This is a genomic window from Niabella sp. CPT15-335-S11 (assembly GCF_058792415.1).
Genome location: NZ_JBYTEI010000001.1, coordinates 373222 through 393642, shown reverse-complemented (window position 1 = coordinate 393642; position 20421 = coordinate 373222). Strand labels below are relative to the sequence as shown.

The 20421-nt window shown below is 47.8% G+C and carries 20 protein-coding genes; 16 read left to right on the top strand and 4 right to left on the bottom strand.

Features of this window, described 5'->3' with window-relative positions:
• Positions 1 to 16: 16 nt before the first annotated feature.
• From AC3WS5_RS01700 to ygiD, 5 genes are all read left to right on the top strand, one after another.
• Positions 17 to 598 (top strand): Crp/Fnr family transcriptional regulator, encoded by a 582-nt coding sequence (locus tag AC3WS5_RS01700; protein WP_492465461.1) that lies wholly within the window; start codon positions 17 to 19, stop codon positions 596 to 598.
• Between the two features lie 240 nt (positions 599 to 838).
• Positions 839 to 1417: a YceI family protein gene (locus AC3WS5_RS01695; protein WP_492465460.1), complete on the top strand. Its 579-nt coding sequence runs from the start codon at positions 839 to 841 to the stop codon at positions 1415 to 1417.
• A gap of 8 nt (positions 1418 to 1425) precedes the next feature.
• Entirely contained in the window at positions 1426 to 1842 is a 417-nt protein-coding gene (locus AC3WS5_RS01690) for a DoxX family protein (RefSeq protein WP_492465459.1), read from the top strand.
• Between the two features lie 48 nt (positions 1843 to 1890).
• Positions 1891 to 2541: an NAD(P)-dependent oxidoreductase gene (locus AC3WS5_RS01685; protein WP_492465458.1), complete on the top strand. Its 651-nt coding sequence runs from the start codon at positions 1891 to 1893 to the stop codon at positions 2539 to 2541.
• An 84-nt stretch (positions 2542 to 2625) separates the two neighbouring features.
• Positions 2626 to 3459 (top strand): 4,5-DOPA-extradiol-dioxygenase, encoded by an 834-nt coding sequence (gene ygiD / locus AC3WS5_RS01680; RefSeq protein WP_492465457.1) that lies wholly within the window; start codon positions 2626 to 2628, stop codon positions 3457 to 3459.
• 21 nt (positions 3460 to 3480) lie between these two features.
• Here the strand turns inward: ygiD and AC3WS5_RS01675 are convergent, their stop codons facing one another.
• Genes AC3WS5_RS01675 through AC3WS5_RS01665 form a run of 3 tightly spaced genes read right to left on the bottom strand, consistent with a single transcriptional unit; the run spans position 3481 to position 6110 of the window.
• Positions 3481 to 4230 (bottom strand): ABC transporter ATP-binding protein, encoded by a 750-nt coding sequence (locus tag AC3WS5_RS01675; protein ID WP_492465456.1) that lies wholly within the window; start codon positions 4228 to 4230, stop codon positions 3481 to 3483.
• A gap of 42 nt (positions 4231 to 4272) precedes the next feature.
• Entirely contained in the window at positions 4273 to 5148 is an 876-nt protein-coding gene (locus AC3WS5_RS01670; protein ID WP_492465455.1) for an ABC transporter permease, read from the bottom strand.
• Complete coding sequence (locus AC3WS5_RS01665; protein ID WP_492465454.1) at positions 5148 to 6110, bottom strand: ABC transporter substrate-binding protein; 963 nt, start codon at positions 6108 to 6110, stop codon at positions 5148 to 5150. The genes AC3WS5_RS01670 and AC3WS5_RS01665 overlap by 1 nt, the downstream gene beginning before the upstream one ends.
• A gap of 231 nt (positions 6111 to 6341) precedes the next feature.
• On the opposite strand from AC3WS5_RS01665, the gene ileS reads away from it, so the two are divergent.
• The 3 genes from ileS to AC3WS5_RS01650 all read left to right on the top strand — a co-directional run bounded on the left by ileS (position 6342) and on the right by AC3WS5_RS01650 (position 11342).
• On the top strand, positions 6342 to 9836 hold the full coding sequence (gene ileS / locus AC3WS5_RS01660) for an isoleucine--tRNA ligase (protein WP_492465453.1): 3495 nt from the start codon (positions 6342 to 6344) through the stop codon (positions 9834 to 9836).
• Between the two features lie 6 nt (positions 9837 to 9842).
• Positions 9843 to 10712, top strand: coding sequence for a TraR/DksA family transcriptional regulator (locus AC3WS5_RS01655; RefSeq protein ID WP_492465452.1), 870 nt, complete (start codon positions 9843 to 9845; stop codon positions 10710 to 10712).
• A gap of 153 nt (positions 10713 to 10865) precedes the next feature.
• Complete coding sequence (locus AC3WS5_RS01650; RefSeq protein ID WP_492465451.1) at positions 10866 to 11342, top strand: YcxB family protein; 477 nt, start codon at positions 10866 to 10868, stop codon at positions 11340 to 11342.
• Here the strand turns inward: AC3WS5_RS01650 and AC3WS5_RS01645 are convergent.
• On the bottom strand, positions 11325 to 11774 hold the full coding sequence (locus tag AC3WS5_RS01645; protein WP_492465450.1) for a GNAT family N-acetyltransferase: 450 nt from the start codon (positions 11772 to 11774) through the stop codon (positions 11325 to 11327). The genes AC3WS5_RS01650 and AC3WS5_RS01645 overlap by 18 nt on opposite strands.
• A gap of 401 nt (positions 11775 to 12175) precedes the next feature.
• On the opposite strand from AC3WS5_RS01645, the gene AC3WS5_RS01640 reads away from it, so the two are divergent.
• The 8 genes from AC3WS5_RS01640 (at position 12176) to AC3WS5_RS01605 (ending at position 20327) form a co-directional block, all read left to right on the top strand.
• Positions 12176 to 12412 carry an acyl carrier protein gene (locus tag AC3WS5_RS01640; RefSeq protein WP_114792255.1) on the top strand — a complete coding sequence of 79 codons (237 nt, stop codon included), beginning with the start codon at positions 12176 to 12178 and terminating at the stop codon, positions 12410 to 12412.
• Between the two features lie 138 nt (positions 12413 to 12550).
• Entirely contained in the window at positions 12551 to 13804 is a 1254-nt protein-coding gene (fabF, locus tag AC3WS5_RS01635) for a beta-ketoacyl-ACP synthase II (RefSeq protein WP_492465449.1), read from the top strand.
• Positions 13805 to 13807: 3 nt separating this feature from the next.
• Positions 13808 to 14551, top strand: coding sequence for a ribonuclease III (rnc, locus tag AC3WS5_RS01630; protein ID WP_492465448.1), 744 nt, complete (start codon positions 13808 to 13810; stop codon positions 14549 to 14551).
• A gap of 10 nt (positions 14552 to 14561) precedes the next feature.
• The gene (locus tag AC3WS5_RS01625) at positions 14562 to 15086 is read left to right on the top strand and encodes an LIC11966 family surface protein (RefSeq protein ID WP_492465447.1); all 525 of its coding nucleotides are present in this window, start codon (positions 14562 to 14564) and stop codon (positions 15084 to 15086) included.
• Positions 15087 to 15157: 71 nt separating this feature from the next.
• Entirely contained in the window at positions 15158 to 16348 is a 1191-nt protein-coding gene (locus AC3WS5_RS01620; protein ID WP_492465446.1) for a cysteine desulfurase family protein, read from the top strand.
• Positions 16349 to 16416: 68 nt separating this feature from the next.
• On the top strand, positions 16417 to 16761 hold the full coding sequence (locus tag AC3WS5_RS01615) for a HesB/IscA family protein (RefSeq protein ID WP_492465445.1): 345 nt from the start codon (positions 16417 to 16419) through the stop codon (positions 16759 to 16761).
• Positions 16762 to 16848: 87 nt separating this feature from the next.
• The gene (locus AC3WS5_RS01610; RefSeq protein WP_492465444.1) at positions 16849 to 17814 is read left to right on the top strand and encodes a TerC/Alx family metal homeostasis membrane protein; all 966 of its coding nucleotides are present in this window, start codon (positions 16849 to 16851) and stop codon (positions 17812 to 17814) included.
• A gap of 41 nt (positions 17815 to 17855) precedes the next feature.
• Complete coding sequence (locus AC3WS5_RS01605) at positions 17856 to 20327, top strand: bifunctional UDP-N-acetylmuramoyl-tripeptide:D-alanyl-D-alanine ligase/alanine racemase (protein WP_492465443.1); 2472 nt, start codon at positions 17856 to 17858, stop codon at positions 20325 to 20327.
• Positions 20328 to 20421 lie beyond the last annotated feature (94 nt).

Genomic DNA, 20421 nt, shown 5'->3' with positions numbered 1-20421 from the left:
TATTTGTAGGGGCAATATGTACAATGTCTATTTTCAGAATTTTAATAAGAGAATACAGCTTTCCGAATCGGAACAGGCACTTATCAGCGGGCACCTGACTTTCAGAAAACTGCGTAAAAAACACTTCCTCCTGCTCGAAGGTGAGGTGTGTAGAACGATTGCCTTCGTGGAAAAAGGGGCCTTGCGCTCTTATACTGTTAATGATAAGGGTGTAGAGCATGTGACGCAATTCGCAATGGAGGGTTGGTTTATTTCAGATTTGTATAGTTTTCTCACCGGCGAGCCATCGGACCTGTTTATTGAAGCTATTGAAAGCGCTGAAGTTGTCCTTATTAATAAAGCGGCCCACGAGGATCTGCTCCGCAAATGCCCGAAATATGAGACTTTCACCCGTGAACTGATCACAGATGCTTATGTTGCCCTTCAGAAGAGGCTGCATGCTATAAACAGTGCCAGTCCGGAGGAAAAGTATGCGTTTTTTCTAAAACAATACCCGCAGATTGCGGCTCGTGTGCCGCAACATATGATCGCCTCTTACATGGGGCTCACTCCGGAAACACTGAGCCGGATTCGCCGTCGTATGGCGGGCAACGGGTGAAGGCTTCCATCTTAACATAGATCAACGTGATTTCTTGTCTTTACGCAATGGACATAGGGTCCCCCTTGTTTTACCTTTGCTTTCCAGGGAGGCAATTCCGGAAGCGACAACGTCATTAAGAACAGAAATGTTGCAGAACATGACCCCGGCAAACTAAGTAGTATGGAGTCTGCGCCTAGCATGACCGGTGCCTCAAATAAATTACGTTATTTAAAAATCGAAAATAATAAAACAAAAAAAATGAAGAAATTCTTACTAATTACCGCAGCAGTTGCTACACTAACAGCTTTCACAACGTTGAACACCATTTGGAAGAACGATCCGCCGCATTCACAGCTTGGATTCACTGTAACACATATGGGCATCAGCGACGTATCAGGCACATTTAATGATTTTGATGTGGCCATCAATTCGACCAAGCCGGATTTCAGCGATGCATCATTTGAACTGACCGCAAAGGCAGCCTCTATCGATACGAGGGTTGAGGCCAGGAACAACCACCTGAAAAGTGCTGACTTTTTTGACGTGGAAAAATACCCCGAATTGACGTTTAAAAGCACTGGCATCAGGAAGGTTGGCACAAACAAATATAAAATTACCGGAAACCTGAGCCTGCATGGGATCACCAAGCCAGTGACGATGGACATGGCTTACAGAGGATCGGTGGTAAACTCCATGAACAAGAAGACAACCGCAGGGTTCTCAGTTACCGGCCAGATTAAGCGTTCAGACTTTCAACTTGGCGACAAGTTTCCGGAAGCAATGATCAGTGATGTCGTGCGTATCAAAGCCGACGGAGAATTTACTCAAGATAAATAATCAATACGATGGAACTATTAAAAGGAATTACTACTGTTTATACTTCAGATGCGGCTATAGATGCCGCGCTGCTGATCCTCCGAGTAGGCCTTGCTGCGCTCATGCTCGGGCATGGTTTACCCAAACTGAAACCACTGGTATCTGCCGGTCCGGTTCAGTTTCCCCCGACCCTGGGACTTAGCCCTAAGACTTCACTGACACTTGCGGCTACTGCTGAAGTACTTGGCTCCCTGATGATCCTTGTGGGCTTCGCAACCAGGCTGGCCGTTGTGCCGCTGATCCTGGTCATGGCTGTTGCAGCTTTACATACACACCGTAATGATCCATTTGCCAGGAAGGAACTGCCAATTTTGTATCTGGTGCCTTACTTGTTGCTTTTGCTCAGCGGCAGCGGTAAATATTCGGTTGATTACCTGTTACAATAAACGGGGAACAACCCTGCATTTCAATTGTTCTTATAAAAATATAAATTGATGAATATAGCATTGATCGGGGCGTCGGGGTTTGTAGGGTCGGCAGTACTGAAAGAGCTTGTGTACCGCGGGCATCAGGTAACAGCCATAACCCGTCACCCAGAAAAGATTTCCGGAAACGCCAGTGTTAAACCCGTAAAAGCCGATGCGATGGAACCGGATCAGATAGCGGAGGCGGTTAAAGGTCAGGATGCTGTGATCAGCACCTTCAACGCCGGTTGGGATAATCCGAATATCTATCAGGATTTTTTAAAGGGATCGAAATCAATCCAGGAAGGCGTCAAAAAGGCGGGTGTAAAACGGCTGATCACTGTGGGTGGGGCCGGTAGCCTGTATGTGGCGGAAGGCGTGCAACTGGTTGATAGTCCCGATTTCCCGGAAGCCTGGAAAGCAGGCGCTCTAAGCGCCAGGGATTACCTGGACGAGCTGAGAAAAGAGAAGGATTTGGAATGGACTTTTTTAAGCCCGGCTATTGAAATGAACCAGGGTACCGCCGGCGTCAGAACAGGCAGTTACCGCACCGGACTGGAGAACCCTGTATTCAATGAACAGGGAAAAAGCGTAATTTCAGTGGAAGATATTGCGGTTGCCCTGGCGGATGAAGTTGAGCATCCCAAACATATCCGTCAGCGGTTTACTGTTGCCTGGTAACGGAATGGAGATCATCCCGATGGTACAAGCATCAGCGGGATGATGGCCGTTTAAGATCAATAAAACAAAAGGGGGTAAACAGACATGACGACAATTTCTGCATTCAATCAATTTACATCCGGTTTGAAAGAGCGGGATTATTTGATGCCCGTTCTCTTCATCGGACATGGATCGCCAATGAATGGCATTGAAGACAACGAATTTTCCCGCCGATGGGCGGCGATGGGCAGGGAAATTCCCGAGCCGGCTGCAGTATTGGTCGTATCTGCACACTGGTTTACCAGAGGTACCAGGGTCACAGCCATGGATTTTCCCAGGACCATTCATGATTTTGGAGGTTTCCCAAAAGAACTTTATCAGGTTCAATACCCTGCTCCGGGGAACCCGGCCCTGGCTGGTGAGACAGCTTCCCTGCTTCGTTCTGCACATGTGGAGCTGGATCACGACTGGGGTCTGGATCACGGTGCATGGACGGTTATCCGCCACATGTATCCTAAAGCGGATATACCCGTAGTGCAGCTCAGTATTGACTTTACGAAGGCGCCGGATTACCATTATCAACTGGCTAAAGAGTTGTTTAACCTGCGCAAGAAGGGGGTGCTGATCATTGGCAGCGGTAATATGGTGCATAATCTCCGTATGGTGTCCTGGGAAAAAATGGATGAGGTGGATTTCGGATACGACTGGGCGCTGACTATGAACGAAAAATTCAAATCACTGATAAAAGCCGGCGACCATAATGCCCTTCAGGATTATGAAGGCCTGGGTGCAGAGGCCCGGCTGGCGATCCCGACGCCTGAACATTATCTGCCCCTTATTTATACTCTGGGACTGCAAACCGACAAAGATCCGCTGATGTTCTTTAACGATCACGCTGTTGCCGGTTCTTTAACGATGACTTCGGTGAAGATCGGATAATTCCGTAATTCGTAATTGATTTCATTCAAACCAATCCAGCATATCTGTCAACTGCAATCGTTCTTTTTCTGAGTGGCTAAGATCGCGCTCAATACGCCCTTCATGCATCTGAATCAGCCGGCTGCCGAACTGCAGGGCGTCTTTCAGGTTATGCGTCACCAACAGTGCCGTCAGCCCCAAATCCCTGATGAGCCGGTCGGCCAGCGAAAGCACGATCCGGGCCGATTTGGGATCTAAAGCCGCCGTCGGCTCATCAAGCAGCAGGACAGAGGTCCTGTCCATGGTGCACATCAGCAGGGTGAGGGCCTGTCGCTGACCCCCGGAAAGCTGACCGATAGGCTGATCCAGCTTATGTTCAAGACCCATATCGAGACCTGCGATTTTTTCCTGCACCAATTTTCTAAACCTGCTGTTTATTCCAATGGATAACCGTTTCGTTTGTGAGCGAAGGGCCGCTAATCTGAAATTATCGAGTATCGTCAGATCCGGCGCCGTACCGTAAAAAGGATTCTGAAACACCCGGGCAATCCATCTGGCTCTTTTGTATTCGGGGAGTCTGGTAACCTCACTTCCGTCAATTAAAATCTTTCCTTTTTGAGGCCTGTGCACCCCGGAAATAATGTTAAGCAGCGTAGTTTTCCCCGATCCGTTTGCTCCTACCAATACCACAAATTCTCCATTCTCTATTTGCAGCGTGACATCCTTTAGGGCCGTCACCTCATCGGTTCCGCCCGTCCTGAAATTTTTAGTTATCTGCCGGAGTTCGATCATGTTAAAACATACTTTAATAAGAGTGGCGCCAACATTATTTCTTTAAACGGATCTCAGATTTTTTTTGCTGATAACCGGAAGGGCCACGATCAGTAATACAAAAAGGGCGGTAACCAGCTTTAATAAATTGGGATCCACACCCAGGGATAATGTCACGGCCAATACCAACTGGAATAAGAAGCTTCCCAGGATCACCAGGATGATCTGGATGCCCACAGACCCGGTCCCCAGCCAGCTTCTCAACGCATCGCCGATCAGGACTGAACCCAGACCTACAATCACAATCCCGATTCCCATATTGATATCTGCAAAGCCCTGGTATTGCGCCACGAGCGATCCACTGAGCGCAGTGAGAGCATTTGCTATCGCCAGCCCGGTGATCTTCATCCGGTCGTTATTGATCCCCAGCGCGCGGGTCATGGTGGCACTATTGCCCGTAGCCCGCATAGCGATTCCAAAATCAGTCTTCAACACAAACCTTAATATTAAAACCAAAACACCGATCAACAGGAAAGCCATCAGCAGGTCGTTGTACAGGTCGGTTGCAAATACTTTAAAATAGGAAAAAATCACCGGCAACTGGATCAGCGGGATATTCGAGCGTCCAAGGATGATCAGGTTGATGGAATACAGCGCCGTCATCATCAATATTCCCGCGAGAAGGGCATCAATTTTCAGGCGTGTATGGATCAGCCCAGTTCCCACACCTGCCAGTGCACCTGCAGCCATACTGGCGGGCATGATGAGATAAACCGGCCACCGGCCAACCAACAGGACGGCCGTAACCGCGGCACCCAAGGTATAGCTGCCGTCTGTAGTGATATCCGGAATATTGAAAATCTTCATGGAAATGAAGATTCCCATCGCCATAGCTCCCAGGCACAAGGATAACTGAAGGGCAGATAAATAGAATTCCATCAGCGTATGGGTTGATATTCTTCAGGGAAATGCAGGGCAAATTTCCTGGCGGCATCAGGGTTATATACTTTTTTTCTTTCCTGCACTATTTCCCAGCCCAGTCCCTCTGTTGATTTCGATCGCAGGTATCTCGCAGCCTCCGTTCCTGCCTGGTAACCCCAGCGGTAAATATCGGCTCCATAAGCAGCAACCGCCCCCCGGTCTACCAAACCCGCTTCACTGGTAAAGATCGGCACGTTCGCCTGGTTGCATGACCGGACAATATTTTCAAAAGAGCTGAAAACGGTGTTGTCGGGATTGGCAAAAAAAGCATCGATCTTTTTCGACAACAACGACGATGTTACCAGCTGCACATCGGCAGAACTATTGACCGGCAAAGAAACCAACCGGATCTGATTTGCCGCCGCCAGGCCACGGATCCGCTCTATCGCTTCTACAGACTGGGGTTCAGACTGGTTGAAAATCATTCCCACGGTTAGCTGGCCTGAAGCAGGTTTGATCAGTTTGGGTATCAGAAGAAAGGACGTGTCAATATAATCGAGGTTGTCACCTACGCCAAAAAGATTTTTTGGAGGATGGCCGTTTGCGTCATTCACCTTCATCAGGGTGGGGGTGCCCGAAACCATCATAAAAACGGGGATGTCTTTGGTGTTCTGGACCGCGGTGATAGCTGAAAGCGTGGGACAGGCCGCGATCAGGTTTACTTTTTCAGTCACGAAATATTTGACGATCTGGGTCAGGGTCGGAATATTTCCCTGGGCATTCCGGTAGATAATCCTGACCGACTTATTCTTTTCAGCGAATCCGCTGTCTGACAACGCATCCAGGAAGCCCTTTTTTGCCTGCGATAAAGTGTGGTCCTCAAAGGCATCCACAAACCCAATCACGGGAACATCAGAACGGTTGGTACCACAGGACATCAGTATGAGGCAAATGATGAATGGGAAAAGTAATTTGTTCATGGGATCGGGTATTACGAAAATTCCATCTTGCACGGCCTGGCCGGGTTTTCAAAAGCCGCTGCACGGATGGATGGAGTGTATTATTTTGATGATCAATAGCATACTGTCTTATCGTCAAAGATATAGACTTTAAGTTTCGCTGACGCATGAAACGCGGAAGCGATTTCGGGCTTGGCGATCCCACCCCATCCCCTTATTTTTCCTTAACTTTGCACTCTTTTTTAGGCAATTATGAGCGTGAAATATAAAGAATTTACGGGTTTAAACCTGCCTTCGATCGAAAAGGAGATCCTTCATCATTGGGATGAGGAACAGGCTTTTCAAAAAAGCGTAACACTGCGTGAAGGCGCCCGCCCGTTTGTTTTCTACGAAGGGCCGCCCAGTGCAAATGGAATGCCCGGTATTCACCATGTAATTTCCAGGACGCTGAAAGACCTGGTCTGCCGGTACAAAACCATGCAGGGTTTCCAGGTAAAACGCAAAGGGGGATGGGATACCCATGGATTGCCTGTGGAACTGGGTGTGGAAAAAGAACTGGGTATAACCAAGGAAGATATCGGGACAAAAATCTCCGTGGAAGATTACAACCAGAAATGCCGGGAAGCCGTGCTGAGGTTTAAAGATAAATGGGATGACCTGACCCGGAAAATGGGGTATTGGGTAGATCTCAACGACCCCTACATAACTTTTAAAAATGAATATATTGAGACCCTGTGGTGGTTGTTGAAACAGTTGTTCAACCGTGGGCTGCTTTATAAGAGCGTCAGTATCCAGCCCTATTCCCCCGCAGCAGGGACGGGCCTCAGCTCCCACGAGCTGAACCAGCCCGGCACCTACAAAGATGTAAAGGATACGAGTGCCACCGTTCTTTTCAATGTTGTCAGAGATCAAAAAAGCGAGTTCCTGTTTCAGGAACTGTCAAAATTATCACCAAGTGGTGACGCGAAGGAGAATATATCCTTTATGGCCTGGACTACTACACCCTGGACTCTGCCATCTAACCTGGGGCTCACCGTTGGCGGATCGATAGAATACGTGCTGGTACATACATTCAACCCTTACACACACCAGCCGCAAAATGTGGTGCTGGCCCGCGCCCTCCTTGATAAATATTTTAAACCGGCGGCTGAGAACGGCGACTTTGAGGCATACGAAGCCAGCCTGGAAACGGAACCTGGAATGGGTAGCAAGTCAAGGACCAGCGCCGAAAAAGGAATTCCCTGGAAGATCCTGGGATCTTTCAAAGGTTCGGAACTGGAAGGGATCCAATACGAACAATTGATGCCTTATGAAGCTAATTCACCCGCGGTTATTGAACAGATCACGCCCGGCGCGAAACCGTTCCGTGTGCTGTTGGGCGATTTCGTTACCACCGAAGATGGTACGGGTATCGTTCATACTGCGCCTGCTTTCGGCGCAGATGACTTCCGCGTAGGCAGCAAGTACAATATCGGCATTCTGACGATGGTGGACCGCGAGGGAAAGTTTATAGAGGGTATGGGTGAATACAGCGGCCGGTACGTAAAGGATTACAAAGACGAGAAAGATTACGTGGACGTGAACGTCGATATCAGCGTCATGCTGAAGAAAGAAGGGAAAGCATTTAAAGTAGAAAAGTACGAACACAGCTATCCGCATTGCTGGCGGACAGACAAGCCGGTGCTCTATTACCCGCTGGATGCCTGGTTTATCAGAACCACCGCCCTGAAGGACAGGATGGTGGAACTCAACCGGACGATACATTGGAAACCCAAAAGTACGGGCGAAGGCAGGTTCGGAAACTGGCTCGAGAATATGGTCGACTGGAATCTCAGCCGGAGCAGATTCTGGGGCACACCGCTTCCGATCTGGGTAACGGAAGATGGAGCACAGATGAAATGTATCGGTTCTATGGAAGAACTCAACGCCGAACTCAAAAAGGCAGGCGAAGTGCTTGGGGGCGATGCAAATACGCACTATTTACACAATGGCATCCTGGATCTGCATAAACCGTATGTGGATGACATGGTGCTGGTGAGCGATGATGGCAAACCCATGTACCGGGAGCCGGATCTGATCGATGTATGGTTCGACAGCGGATCCATGCCTTATGCACAGTGGGGACTGGATATGGAAAAACTCAGGAAAGGCGATCCGAGGCCTTTTAACTATCCGTTTGAGCATGACTTTCCGGCAGATTTTATTTGCGAGGGTGTTGATCAGACACGGGGTTGGTTTTATACCCTGCACGCGATCGCGACCCTGGTTTTTGACAGCGTTGCCTTCAAAACCGTGGTGAGCAATGGATTGGTGCTGGACAGAAACGGCAATAAGATGAGCAAGCGCCTGGGTAACGTGGTCGATCCATTCACCACCATCGAAAAATTTGGCGCGGATGCTACACGCTGGTACCTGATCACCAATGCCTCACCGTGGGATAACCTGAAGTTTGACATGGAAGGCATCAAGGAAGTGCAGCGGAAATTCTTTGGAACCCTGTACAATACCTACCAGTTTTTCGCGCTCTACGCCAATGTGGATGGCTTCACCTTCAGCGAGCCGGCAGTACCATTCGAAGAGAGACCTGAAATTGACCGATGGGTTCTTTCGTGCCTGAATACCCTGGTGAAACAGGTCACGATGGCGATGGACGACTACGAACCCACGCAGGCAGGGCGAATGATCGAGGATTTTGTGGATGAACAGTTGAGCAACTGGTACGTAAGACTTTGCCGACGCCGGTTCTGGAAGCCCGCGCGAAGCAAAGATAACAGTTCAGGAGAAGTGGCCGAAACGGATAAATTATCCGCTTATCAAACCTTATATGAATGTATCGAAACCGTCTGCCGCCTCATGGCTCCGGTTGCCCCGTTTTTCAGCGATGCCCTTTTCAGAAACCTGAATGCGGTGACCGGCCGGTATAAACTGGAATCTGTACATCATAGTCTGTACCCTGCACCGGATAAGTCCCTGATCGACACTGAACTGGAAGAAAGAATGCAACTGGCCCAGGATGCTTCTTCGCTCATCCTCTCCCTCCGGAAAAAAGTAGTCCTTCCCGACGGACAAATCGGGATCAGGGTAAGGCAGCCCCTGCAGAAAGCAATCATACCAGTCCTCAACCCCCACATGCGGACCCAACTGGAATACGTGGAGGATCTGATAAAATCCGAAGTAAATGTGAAGCAAATCGAATACCTGGTTGATACGGAAGGGTTTATCAAGAAAAAGATCAAGCCGAATTACGCGTTGCTGGGAAAGAGACTGGGACCAAAAATGAAAGCGGTCTCTGCCGCGTTGGGTGGGTTCACACAGGCCGATATTGCGACACTGGAAAGAAATGGCCGGATTGAGTTGGATTTAAACGGTGAGAAAATCTGCCTGAACGCTGAAGAGACGGAAATAAGCAGTGAGGATATCCCAGGGTGGACAGTAGCCTCCCGGGGACCGCTGACCGTTGCCCTGGATATCACCTTAACGACTGAGTTACAACAGGAAGGGAATGCCAGGGAGTTTGTCAACCGGATCCAGAAAATCAGAAAGGATAGCGGATTTGAGATCACCGATAAAATAAACGTTCAAATTGACACAAATGAGTCTCTAAAAACCTCATTTATTGCATTTAATGATTATATTTGCACGGAAATTCTGGCAGACAAGCTGGAATTTCTGTCTATTAAAGAAGGTGGGACAGAAATTGAGGTGAATGAAAACAAGATCAGGGTGATTGTAACAAAAAAAGGGTAAAAGAACATGGCTTCAAAAAAAACTACAGTTAAAAAAGCTGAAACGGCAAAGAAATCCCCAAAACCTGCGGTTAAACAGGTTGCAAAATCTGAATCCGGGAAGCCTGCTGTAAAAGCAGTTTCAAAGATTACGCCTAAAGTTGCCCCTAAAAATGCGACAAAACCGGTGGCCAAAGTAGCGGCGAAAAAGCCCGCTGAAAAAAAGCCCGCTGAAAAAAAGCCCGCAGTAAAGCATACCGTCGAACCGGTGAAACCTGTCAAAAAAGCAGAGATTAAGAGAGCTGCTCCCAAGCCGATGGTAGAGAAGAAAGTGGTGGCACACGAGCCCGTGAAAGCAAAAAAAGCTGTGAAAGTTGAAATTCATCCGGCAAAACCTGCCAGGAAAAAAGAAACGTCAAAACCTGTCAGGGTTATCGTTCCAAAACTCACTACTAAGAGTTCAGTGAAGTATCAGCCCGATTTCACCAAGAGCGTTCTGGATGCACCCAAAATAGAAAAGGCAAAATCTGTTATCCGGTATTCGGATAATGACTTGCAGGAGTTCAAGGAAATTATTCTCAGAAAGCTGGATGCTGCCAAAAAAGAGTTGGCCTATCTTCAGGGACTGATCACTCGCCGCGATGAAGGAGGGGATATGGATGAGGGCCGGTATATGACCATGGAAGACGGTAGTGTAAGTATGGAGAGAGAGCAACTGAGCCAGTTGGCAAGCCGCCAGATCACCTTTATAGATCACCTTGAGAAAGCGCTGATGCGGGTTGAAAATAAAACCTACGGCATTTGCAGGGTAACTGGAAATCTGATTGACAAAGCGAGACTTCGTGCTGTTCCCCATGCTACGCTGAGCATAGAGGCTAAGTCCATGATGAACAAATAGCCTGCTGAAGGTAAGCGTGTTGAATGCGAAGTGTGAATATTCTTTGTTTTCCCTTCGCATTTTTGTTTGTTGAGTCGACGGAAAACAGCAGCAGATCTGCTATTGGCAGGGTGGAACGTATTTTATTAAACCTGTCTTCACAACCGATTAAACATGACAGCAGAATTTGATTACGATAAGCGGCAGGTCATTCAGGCACTGCGCTACCATTTTATTTCCAGAATTGAGCTCCGGCTGATGATCATACTGGTAAACGTGTTTGCCCTGCTCTCACTTGTACTTTATCTTCTCGGAAAAATTTCGCCTGATGCTTTTATCATAAATGCGTTGTTGTGGATGGCGCTGATGGTCAGTGTATGGTTCATCCTTCCAACAGTAATTTACAGGAGGTCAGAGACTTTCAGGCATCATTTTACGGTCTATTTTGATCCGGATGACTTTACGCTGGAGCATGAAAAGGGCAAAAGGAGCTGGCCGTATAGTGCATTGCATAGCTATAAGGAAAGCCCCAATTTTTTTCATTTGTATTTTGATTCCAGATCCTTTCTCCTCGTGCCGAAGAATGGATTTAAAGATCCTGGGGATATTTCCCGGGTCAGGAGTCTGCTGATCTCAAAACTTAGCCGTTAAAGGCTGGAGCGACTTGCGCATCACCACATGGGGAATAGTGAGTTTGATGAATTCTTTACCGACAATCCGGTATCCCAGTCTTTCATAAAAACCTGCAACTGTCGTCCGGGCATACATGGTCATTTCACCGTATCCAAGATCGCGGGCGATGTTCTCAGCAAAATTCATCAGGGCGCGGCCGATACCCTTTCCCTGAAGATCATTCTTGACGGCCATTTGACGCAATAAGATTTCATTGCCGGTTCCCTTTTCAAGCATACAGCAACCCAGCATTTCGTCGTCATCAAAGGCTCCGATCAGCACATTATCCCGGTCACACCGGATATCCTCTTCCGTGATCTTCAGCCCAAGCGGGTGCCGAAGGATCTCATCCCTCAAATTGACCATTTGATGATATTCGGATGTTCCGTATTCAATAACTTTAAGCGCCATACTTCTGAGATATCTGTGAATTACTGAAATGTCCGGAAAGCTTCAGCAAACAAACTGTCAGTTAACTCCTGAATTTGCAAAAAACGTTGGTATCAACAACCTGTGCGACTGCGCGGGCAGTTTGTTCATTGCATCCCCGTAACCCTGACTCAACAAGAGTTTGCGGGAACTAAAGGTTGGATCAATTACCCTCGTCAGATCATTTTCCAGCATACCCAAAAAGCCAGACCCGGGTAATTACCGATTCTTTACAGCTCTGCGGCCTATTGCAAAATCGGAGTTTATACTGTAAAATTGCGGAATTTTGGCGTCAAAACAACATTTCTATAATTTTTTTTGTTTCCTATGAACATTTGAACAAAAACTATATTTTTGCACTCAATAACAAAAACTTAATTAACATGTCAGACATTGCATCAAGAGTTAAAAAAATTATCGTTGACAAATTGGGTGTTGACGAGGCAGAAGTGACCACTGAGGCTTCTTTCACGAATGATTTAGGTGCCGATTCATTAGACACTGTGGAGTTAATCATGGAATTTGAAAAAGAATTCAACATTTCTATCCCGGATGAGCAGGCTGAGACAATCACGACTGTTGGTCAGGCTGTATCTTATTTGGAGGAGCATGCCAAATAGAGTTTCCTAAAGAATGCTCCTGCAAGCCAATTTTCATTTGGTAAAATGAGCATCTTTTAATTTATATGCCGCCTTTGAATATGGCTATCCATTACAAAGGCGGTTTTCTTCTTCACAAAGCTAATTGCCAGAGTATTTATGGAGCTAAAAAGAGTTGTCATAACAGGTATGGGTGCCTTGACACCGCTTGGGAATACGGTCAGTGAGTATTGGACGGGATTGATAAATGGTGTTTCGGGCGCTGCACCTATCACATTGTTTGACGCTAGCAAGTTTCGTACAAGATTCGCATGCGAAGTGAAAGGTTTTGATCCCATTGCCTTTCTCGATAGAAAGGAAGCACGTAAAATCGACCGCTTTACCCAGTTCGCACTGGTCGTCAGCGATCAGGCTATGAAGGATGCCGGCCTAAGCCGCGAGAATGTTGATTCGGACCGGACAGGTGTCGTCCTGGGGAGCGGTATCGGCGGCCTTATCACCTTTCAGCATGAGGTAATGGATTTCGCCAAAGGCGATGGTACGCCCAGATTCAATCCGTTCTTTATTCCCAAAATGATTCTCGATATTGCTGCTGGTCAGATCAGCATGCGACATAACCTAAGAGGACCCAATTACGCCGTTGTAAGTGCTTGCGCGAGCAGCACCAACGCGATGATCGATGCCTTAAATCTCATCAGGCTGAATAAGGCCGATGTGATACTCACAGGTGGAAGCGAAGCGGTGATCAGCGAGGCCGGCGTTGGAGGTTTTAATGCGATGAAGGCCATGAGCGAAAGAAACGACTCTCCCGAAACAGCGAGCAGACCCTATGATAAGGACCGCGATGGATTTGTAATGGGGGAAGGGGCCGGAATTCTCGTTTTTGAAGAACTTGAGCACGCGAAAGCCAGGGGAGCACATATCTACTGCGAAGTAGCCGGAGGCGGCGCGACAGCAGACGCTTATCATATCACCGCCCCGCACCCGGAGGGACTGGGTGCAAAAAAAGTAATGACCGTAGCCCTGGAAGACGCAGGAATAGACGCGTCACAGGTGGATTACATCAACACGCACGGGACTGCGACTCCCTTGGGAGATATTGCCGAAATTAAAGCCATTGTTGACGTCTTTGGTGACTACGCCTACGATTTGAACATCAGTTCCACAAAGAGCATGACCGGCCATTGCCTGGGCGCAGCGGGCGTGCTGGAAGCCATTGCATGTATCCATGCCGTAGTTTATAATATCGTTCCGCCCACCATTAACCACTTTACAGATGACCCCGAACTTGACGCGAGGTTGAACTTTACGTTCAACAAATCGCAAAATCGGACCGTAGATATTGCACTGAGTAATACTTTCGGGTTTGGCGGGCATAATGCCTGTATGATCGTAAAAAAATATGTAGCATAAATTTTGATAAAACCTTTTACAGTTTTTTTAAGGAGAAAGTGGGGAAATTCCATAACAGGTGAGCTTAGAAATATCCTGGGTTTCGTACCCCGTAATCTATCCCTGTATAAAACAGCTCTGACCCATCGGTCAATCAGCGAAGCGGTGGATGAGAACAACGAAAGACTCGAATATCTTGGCGACGCCATTCTCAGCTCAATTATTGCTGATTATCTGTTTAAAAGATATCCGTATCATGGTGAAGGGTTTTTGACAGAGATGCGTAGCAAAATGGTGAACCGCCAGCAACTGAACGACGTAGCGCTAAAAATGGGGTTAAAGCGGATCGCCAAATTCAACAAACTGGACAACTCCCTACGCAGCAGCCATATCTTTGGAAATACACTGGAAGCACTAATAGGGGCCATTTACCTGGATTACGGATACAGAAAGACTTTCAAGTGGGTGAAAAACTATATCATCACCCCCCATATGTATATGGATGAAATAGAATCAAAAGAAATCAATCACAAAAACAAATTATATGGCTGGGCAAACAAAAAAGGCAAGGTTCTTGAGTTTGTAACGGTGGATGAAGGCCTGGAAAGCGGCAGAAGGCTGTTTACGATCGCCGCCGTAATAGATGGGAAATATATTTCCCGTGGAACCGCATATAACAAAAAAGATGCATCTCAGATCGCTGCAAGCCTGGCTATTGACACACTGGGTATAAATAATGATACGGGAATATTCCCATCTGAACCTTAAATATCCGAATATGTACAAGTTAATCGTTGTGATTGCCATCGCCGGCGGACTTCTGGCCTGCCAGGGGAACAAAAAGGGAGGCAAAAGTATGGACTATGACCAGAAGATCATGTCCACGATATCGCAAATGCAACAGTCCCTGTTCGCCGTGCAGAAAGGCCTTGGAGACACTGCCGTCGGTAAAGATCAGGTTTTTACAAAATATGAATCCGTTCTGGATTCGCTGACGGGAAATATCAAGTCAATGCCTGCTTTTGACGGCGATTCCGCATATCGGGATGCAGCAGCTCACCTCGGCGAATTCTACAAAAACTCCATTGGCAATTATTATGTGAATATCGCCAAAATCTACAAGGAAGTAAAAGACACGTCAGCTGAAACCAAAGTGAACGTGTTGCTGGCAAAACTCCAGGAAGAAGAAAAGGTTGCTGATGACAGTTTTCTCAAAGAGAGAGCCGCGTTCGCGGGTAAACACGGCATCACCATCGAAGCCGAGAATGCAGGGGAGCCTGGAGCGGATACCACAAAACACTGATCATCATTAAATGTTGCCTTGAGTTATTCCGCAGTTGATAAACTTTCGGAAAGGGCCCTTGTTTTAGGAATATGAGGGCCCTTCCCATATACCTGGACTACAGCGCAACCACACCCTGCGATAGAAGGGTGGTGGATGTTATGCTGCCATACTTTTCAACTTATTTCGGCAACGCGTCGAGCCGCGCTCATCAGTTCGGATGGCAGGCAGCCGCCGCTGTTGAAAAAGCCAGACAGGAAGCCGCTGCCCTGGTGAATGCCGAGCCGGGGGAAATCCTGTTTACATCCGGCGCTACAGAAGCTTGCAACCTCGCCATTCGCGGCGTTTTTGATCAGTATTCCCCCAAAGGTAATCATATTATTACCACCCAAACCGAGCATAAAGCCGTCTTAGATACCTGTAAAGCCCTGGAGAAAAAAGGCGCTGAAATTACCTGGCTAAGAGCTGATGAATCCGGGAGGGTTGATCTCGTGGAATTGGAGACAGCTATCCGACCAACAACCATCCTGATCGCCGTGATGTACGCCAATAATGAAACCGGCGTTATCGCGCCAATCCGGGAAATTGGGCGTATTGCGGAAAAACACGACATTCTTTTCTTTACCGATGCGACACAGGCAGCAGGGAAAATTCTCCTGGATGTGCAGCTAGACCATCTGCACCTGGCCGCGTTCAGCTCACACAAGATTTACGGTCCAAAAGGAGTGGGCGCCCTCTACATCCGCAGGAAGAGCCCCAGAGTGAAAATCTCACCACAAATCACCGGGGGCGGACAGGAAAAAAACCTGCGAAGCGGTACCTTAAACGTTGCCGGTATTGCTGGTTTTGGGGCGGCCTGTGCTATATGCACCAGCGAAATGGAGCAGGAGAGCGCCCGGCTGCGCGATCTTCGTGACCGCCTGGAGACAGCATTGCTCAAAATAGAGGGATCCTCTGTGAATGGAGATAAAATTCACCGTTTACCTCATGTCCTCAACATGTCTTTTGAATACCTGAACAGCAGCACCATCCTGGCTGCTCTCCATAAAACGTTGGCGATTTCATCTGGCTCGGCCTGTACTTCCGGATCCCTGGATCCCTCCTATGTTTTGAAAGGAATGGGAATCGCTGATACCCGCGCCCGCGGAGCGCTGCGCTTCAGTCTCGGGCGATTTACCACAGCCGAAGAAATAGATTTCGCGATCCCTGAGGTACTGAATACGGTCGTAAAACTTCAGGCAGAGAGCTTCGAATGGCAGGTTTCGCAGAAAAAAAGCCGATAAATCTGTAACTTTGTTAGTATATTTTTGTTAGCCCGTTAATGACATCTTTAGCGGCCAATTTAAACTTGATGGTAGATAACGGCATTTATATCAGTGATAAAGCCCGGGATAAAGTGAGGCAGATCTTTTCGACCAAAGAGCCCGAAGGGAACGCATCCTATTTCCTGAGGGTCAGCGTAGTGAGTGGGGGGTGTTCCGGGTTGAGCTATAAACTGGATTTTGACAATCAGGAAAGACCAAAAGACCAGATTTTTGAAGACAACGGAATAAAACTGGTCACCGATATGAAAAGCCTTTTATACCTCCTGGGAACAACGCTTGAGTTCTCCGACGGGCTAAATGGCAAAGGGTTTTATTTCAATAATCCTAACGCTGCGCGTACATGCGCCTGCGGAGAAAGTTTTTCAGTATAAATTTTCCGGGAGCCGGGCGAAAGTACGGATATCCATTTTTAATATTTAACCGGACTAGTTTTGCCCGGGCCATCTTTATAATACCTGATGTCTAGAGAAACTATTACTTACCTGGTCTTCGGCGTTGTGCTAACCCTTGCGCTGATTTTTGACCTGGGCCTCCTTAGCAAGAAAGGTAAAAAAGTAACGATCCGCCAGGCGTTGTTTCAGACCTGCTTCTGGGTAATTCTGGCATTGGCATTTGGCATTTTTATTTATTTTGAAGATGGTAAAATACAGGCGCTTGAATTTCTCAGCGCATACCTGATGGAATGGAGTCTCAGCATCGACAATATTTTCGTGTTTATCCTAATATTTACCTCCTTTTCAGTCAAAGAAATTTATTATGGCCGCGCACTTATAATTGGTATCCTGCTGGCGATCGTGTTTCGCATCGTCTTTATCACCGTGGGAGTGGCCCTGGTCGACCGGTTTCATTGGATCCTTTATTTGTTCGGCGTTTTCCTGGTTTACACCGGGTTCAAGATGTTTTCAGCCGGCGATGAAAAAGAATTTGATCCGCAGACCTCATCAGTCTACAAATGGATGAAAAGAATCCTGCCGCTCACGCCGCACGACGGCGGTGGAAGGTTTACTGTGAAGGAAGGTGGCAAAAGAAAATATACTATCCTTTTTGTTGTAGTGGTGATGCTGGCGTTCATTGACGTGGTATTTGCACTCGATTCCATTCCCGCGGTAATGGGTATTTCACGGGATTTGATGGTGATATATACCTCAAATATTTTCGCAGTACTGGGGTTGAGATCCCTGTTCTTTTTACTTCGGGGAGCCGTGGATAAATTTGATTTTCTTCAGCAGGGAATCGCGATCGTTCTGGTCTTTATTGGTTTGAAGATGCTCGGCGAACACTGGATCAACCAATGGATAGATAAACAGGCGCAGGTGATCCTGTCGCTGGGTGTCATCGTGCTTTGCATCTCCGGCGGCATTCTATACTCTATATGGTATAAGAGAAAAGGCATTCCGGATGAGACTGCCGGTTCGGGTGACTAGCGATCCGGTAGATTCAAAAAAGTCTAAACTACAAAAACTTCGTGGCTGAAACATTACAACATATTGCGGAAATTCTGAACATTAGAGGCGAAATGCCCGATGTTGAGATTGAAACCCTTCTGACAGATAGTCGCAAGTTTGGTCCCGGCGGCGCATCACTTTTTTTTGCCCTCAGTGGACCACGACGGAACGGACATCAATACATCCCGCTATTGTTTGAAAAAGGGCAGAAATACTTTGTGGTATCGCATCAGCCGGATATGTCCAGGTTCCCGGGTGCAGTCTTTCTACAGGTCCCCGACGTGCTGGAAGCACTGCAGAAAGTTGCCGCGGCACACAGGAACCGCTTTAGCTACCCGGTTATCGGAATCACCGGCAGCAACGGAAAGACCGTGGTGAAGGAATGGCTGTTCCAGCTATTGCATCCCGACAAAAACATTGTTCGCAGTCCTAAAAGCTATAACTCGCAGATTGGCGTTCCACTCAGTGTCTGGCAAATGAGCGACCAAAATAACCTGGCGATTTTTGAAGCCGGCATCAGCCAGCCGGGGGAGATGATCCGCTTGCAGACAATCATCCAACCAACGATCGGTATCCTCACGAATATCGGCACGGCACACAGCGAAGGTTTTGAAAATGATCTGGAAAAATTAAGGGAAAAACTAATACTTTTCAAGGATGCATCGTTGTTGATAGCCACGGGCGACAATCCAATAATTAAAGACGAGATTGAACGGCAAAAGGTTGCATGGCTTTCCTGGGGTCGTGAAGAACACAATGCGCTCCGGATCGAGGAAGTCAGGAAAGATATCAACCGCACAAAGCTCGTTCTGCAGTACAAGGGCGATCGCTTTTCATTCGTAATCCCCTTTACAGATCAGGCTTCAGTAGAGAACGCCATTACCTGCTGTGCGTTGATGCTGTCGGCCGGGTATACAACTTCAGATATTGCCCGCAGAATGTTAACCCTTCAGCCGGTGAGTATGCGGCTGGAATACAAAAGAGGGATCAATAACTGCATACTGATCAACGACAGCTACAGCGCAGATCTGAGCGCCCTTTCCATTGCCCTTGATGCACTTCAGCAACAGGCCGGAAACCGGCGGAAGACGGTCATTCTTTCCGATTTTACCGTTCAGAAGGATGATAACCCGGCGTTATATGTGCATGTGGCCGATTTGCTCAGAAAACATGGTGTAAACAGACTGATAGGGATAGGTCTGCGGCTTCAGTTATTCATCCCGGAAATTCTGGAGGCAGGTAAATTTTCGATGGAAGCCACGCTTTACCCGAACACCCGGGAATTTATGGACCTTTTCAATTCCAGGGATTTCAGGGATGAAGTGATCCTGGTGAAAGGTGCCAGGGTCTTCGGTTTTGAGGAGATCGTTGCGGCGCTGGAACAGAAAGTGCATCAGACTATCCTGGAGATCAGCCTCGACGCGATCTCACATAATCTGAAGCTGTTTCAAAGCCGGCTGAAACCGGAAACCCGGATGATGGTCATGGTAAAGGCCTTTGCCTATGGCAGCGGCGCTGCTGAAATAGCCGGCGTGCTGCAATATCAAAAAACGGACTACCTGGGGGTGGCCTATGCGGATGAGGGGGTTGAGCTGCGCAGGAGTGGAATCACATTACCAATTATGGTCATGAATTCCGAGGAGATCGCTTTCGATACCATCACAGATCATAACCTGGAACCGGATATGTTTTCTTTTGAAATGCTGAACTCATTTCAGGATTACCTGGAGCAATCGGGGTTGGAAAACTATCCGGTACATATCGAGTTTGAGACCGGTATGAACCGGCTTGGTTTTAAGGTGGGGGATGTAGAGAGACTAGGCACAGCACTGAAGGGAAACAAATATTTCCGCGTGCGATCGGTATTCTCACATTTTGTCGCCAGCGAAGATCCGGCCGAAGATGAGTTCACAGGGCATCAGTTCCGCTTGCTGTCACGGGCGGCAGACAGGCTGCAGGAAATCCTGGAGTATGACTTTATAAAACATATTGCGAATTCATCAGGTATCACACGTTTCCCCGAAATGCAAATGGATATGGTCCGGCTGGGAATCGGCCTTTATGGTATCGGGGAGATGCAAGGCGGAAATGGACTGCGACCCGTGCTGACCCTGAAATCAACGGTCGCACAGGTAAAAAATATCGTGAAGGGAGAGACTGTCAGTTATAACCGACGGGGTGTAGCCAAGAGGGATTCGGTGATTGCCACCGTGCGTATAGGGTACGCGGACGGTTATTCCAGACGCTTTGGTAATGGTGTGGGAAAAATGTTAATCCGGGGCAAAGCAGCGCCGGTCATCGGTACGGTTTGTATGGATATGACGATGATCGATGTTACGGATATTCCTGATGTGCAGGAAGGCGATGAAGTGATCCTTTTTGGTGAAGAGCTGCCGATCCAGGAACTGGCCGCTATGATCGGAACCATACCCTATGAGATCATGACCGGCATTTCCCAACGTGTAAAACGCGTTTACTGGGGGGAAAGTTGAGGCGAACGCTATTTGGAAAAATAGGAGGCACTTGCAGGGCGAGCTCCGCGGAGTTCCGGTTCGGAGAGCCCAACAATCGGTTAAATAATTATGA

Bases quoted from the DNA above. Each gene is read 5' to 3' on its own strand.
- AC3WS5_RS01695 (WP_492465460.1), top strand. From the start codon at position 839: ATGAAGAAATTCTTACTAATTACCGCAGCAGTTGCTACACTAACAGCT.
- ygiD (WP_492465457.1), top strand. From the start codon at position 2,626: ATGACGACAATTTCTGCATTCAATCAATTTACATCCGGTTTGAAAGAG.
- fabF (WP_492465449.1), top strand. From the start codon at position 12,551: ATGGAGCTAAAAAGAGTTGTCATAACAGGTATGGGTGCCTTGACACCG.
- AC3WS5_RS01675 (WP_492465456.1), bottom strand. From the start codon at position 4,230: ATGATCGAACTCCGGCAGATAACTAAAAATTTCAGGACGGGCGGAACC.
- AC3WS5_RS01650 (WP_492465451.1), top strand. From the start codon at position 10,866: ATGACAGCAGAATTTGATTACGATAAGCGGCAGGTCATTCAGGCACTG.
- AC3WS5_RS01665 (WP_492465454.1), bottom strand. From the start codon at position 6,110: ATGAACAAATTACTTTTCCCATTCATCATTTGCCTCATACTGATGTCC.
- AC3WS5_RS01670 (WP_492465455.1), bottom strand. From the start codon at position 5,148: ATGGAATTCTATTTATCTGCCCTTCAGTTATCCTTGTGCCTGGGAGCT.
- AC3WS5_RS01620 (WP_492465446.1), top strand. From the start codon at position 15,158: ATGAGGGCCCTTCCCATATACCTGGACTACAGCGCAACCACACCCTGC.
- AC3WS5_RS01640 (WP_114792255.1), top strand. From the start codon at position 12,176: ATGTCAGACATTGCATCAAGAGTTAAAAAAATTATCGTTGACAAATTG.
- AC3WS5_RS01700 (WP_492465461.1), top strand. From the start codon at position 17: ATGTACAATGTCTATTTTCAGAATTTTAATAAGAGAATACAGCTTTCC.
- AC3WS5_RS01690 (WP_492465459.1), top strand. From the start codon at position 1,426: ATGGAACTATTAAAAGGAATTACTACTGTTTATACTTCAGATGCGGCT.
- AC3WS5_RS01655 (WP_492465452.1), top strand. From the start codon at position 9,843: ATGGCTTCAAAAAAAACTACAGTTAAAAAAGCTGAAACGGCAAAGAAA.
- AC3WS5_RS01685 (WP_492465458.1), top strand. From the start codon at position 1,891: ATGAATATAGCATTGATCGGGGCGTCGGGGTTTGTAGGGTCGGCAGTA.
- AC3WS5_RS01645 (WP_492465450.1), bottom strand. From the start codon at position 11,774: ATGGCGCTTAAAGTTATTGAATACGGAACATCCGAATATCATCAAATG.
- AC3WS5_RS01625 (WP_492465447.1), top strand. From the start codon at position 14,562: ATGTACAAGTTAATCGTTGTGATTGCCATCGCCGGCGGACTTCTGGCC.
- AC3WS5_RS01610 (WP_492465444.1), top strand. From the start codon at position 16,849: ATGTCTAGAGAAACTATTACTTACCTGGTCTTCGGCGTTGTGCTAACC.
- ileS (WP_492465453.1), top strand. From the start codon at position 6,342: ATGAGCGTGAAATATAAAGAATTTACGGGTTTAAACCTGCCTTCGATC.
- AC3WS5_RS01615 (WP_492465445.1), top strand. From the start codon at position 16,417: ATGGTAGATAACGGCATTTATATCAGTGATAAAGCCCGGGATAAAGTG.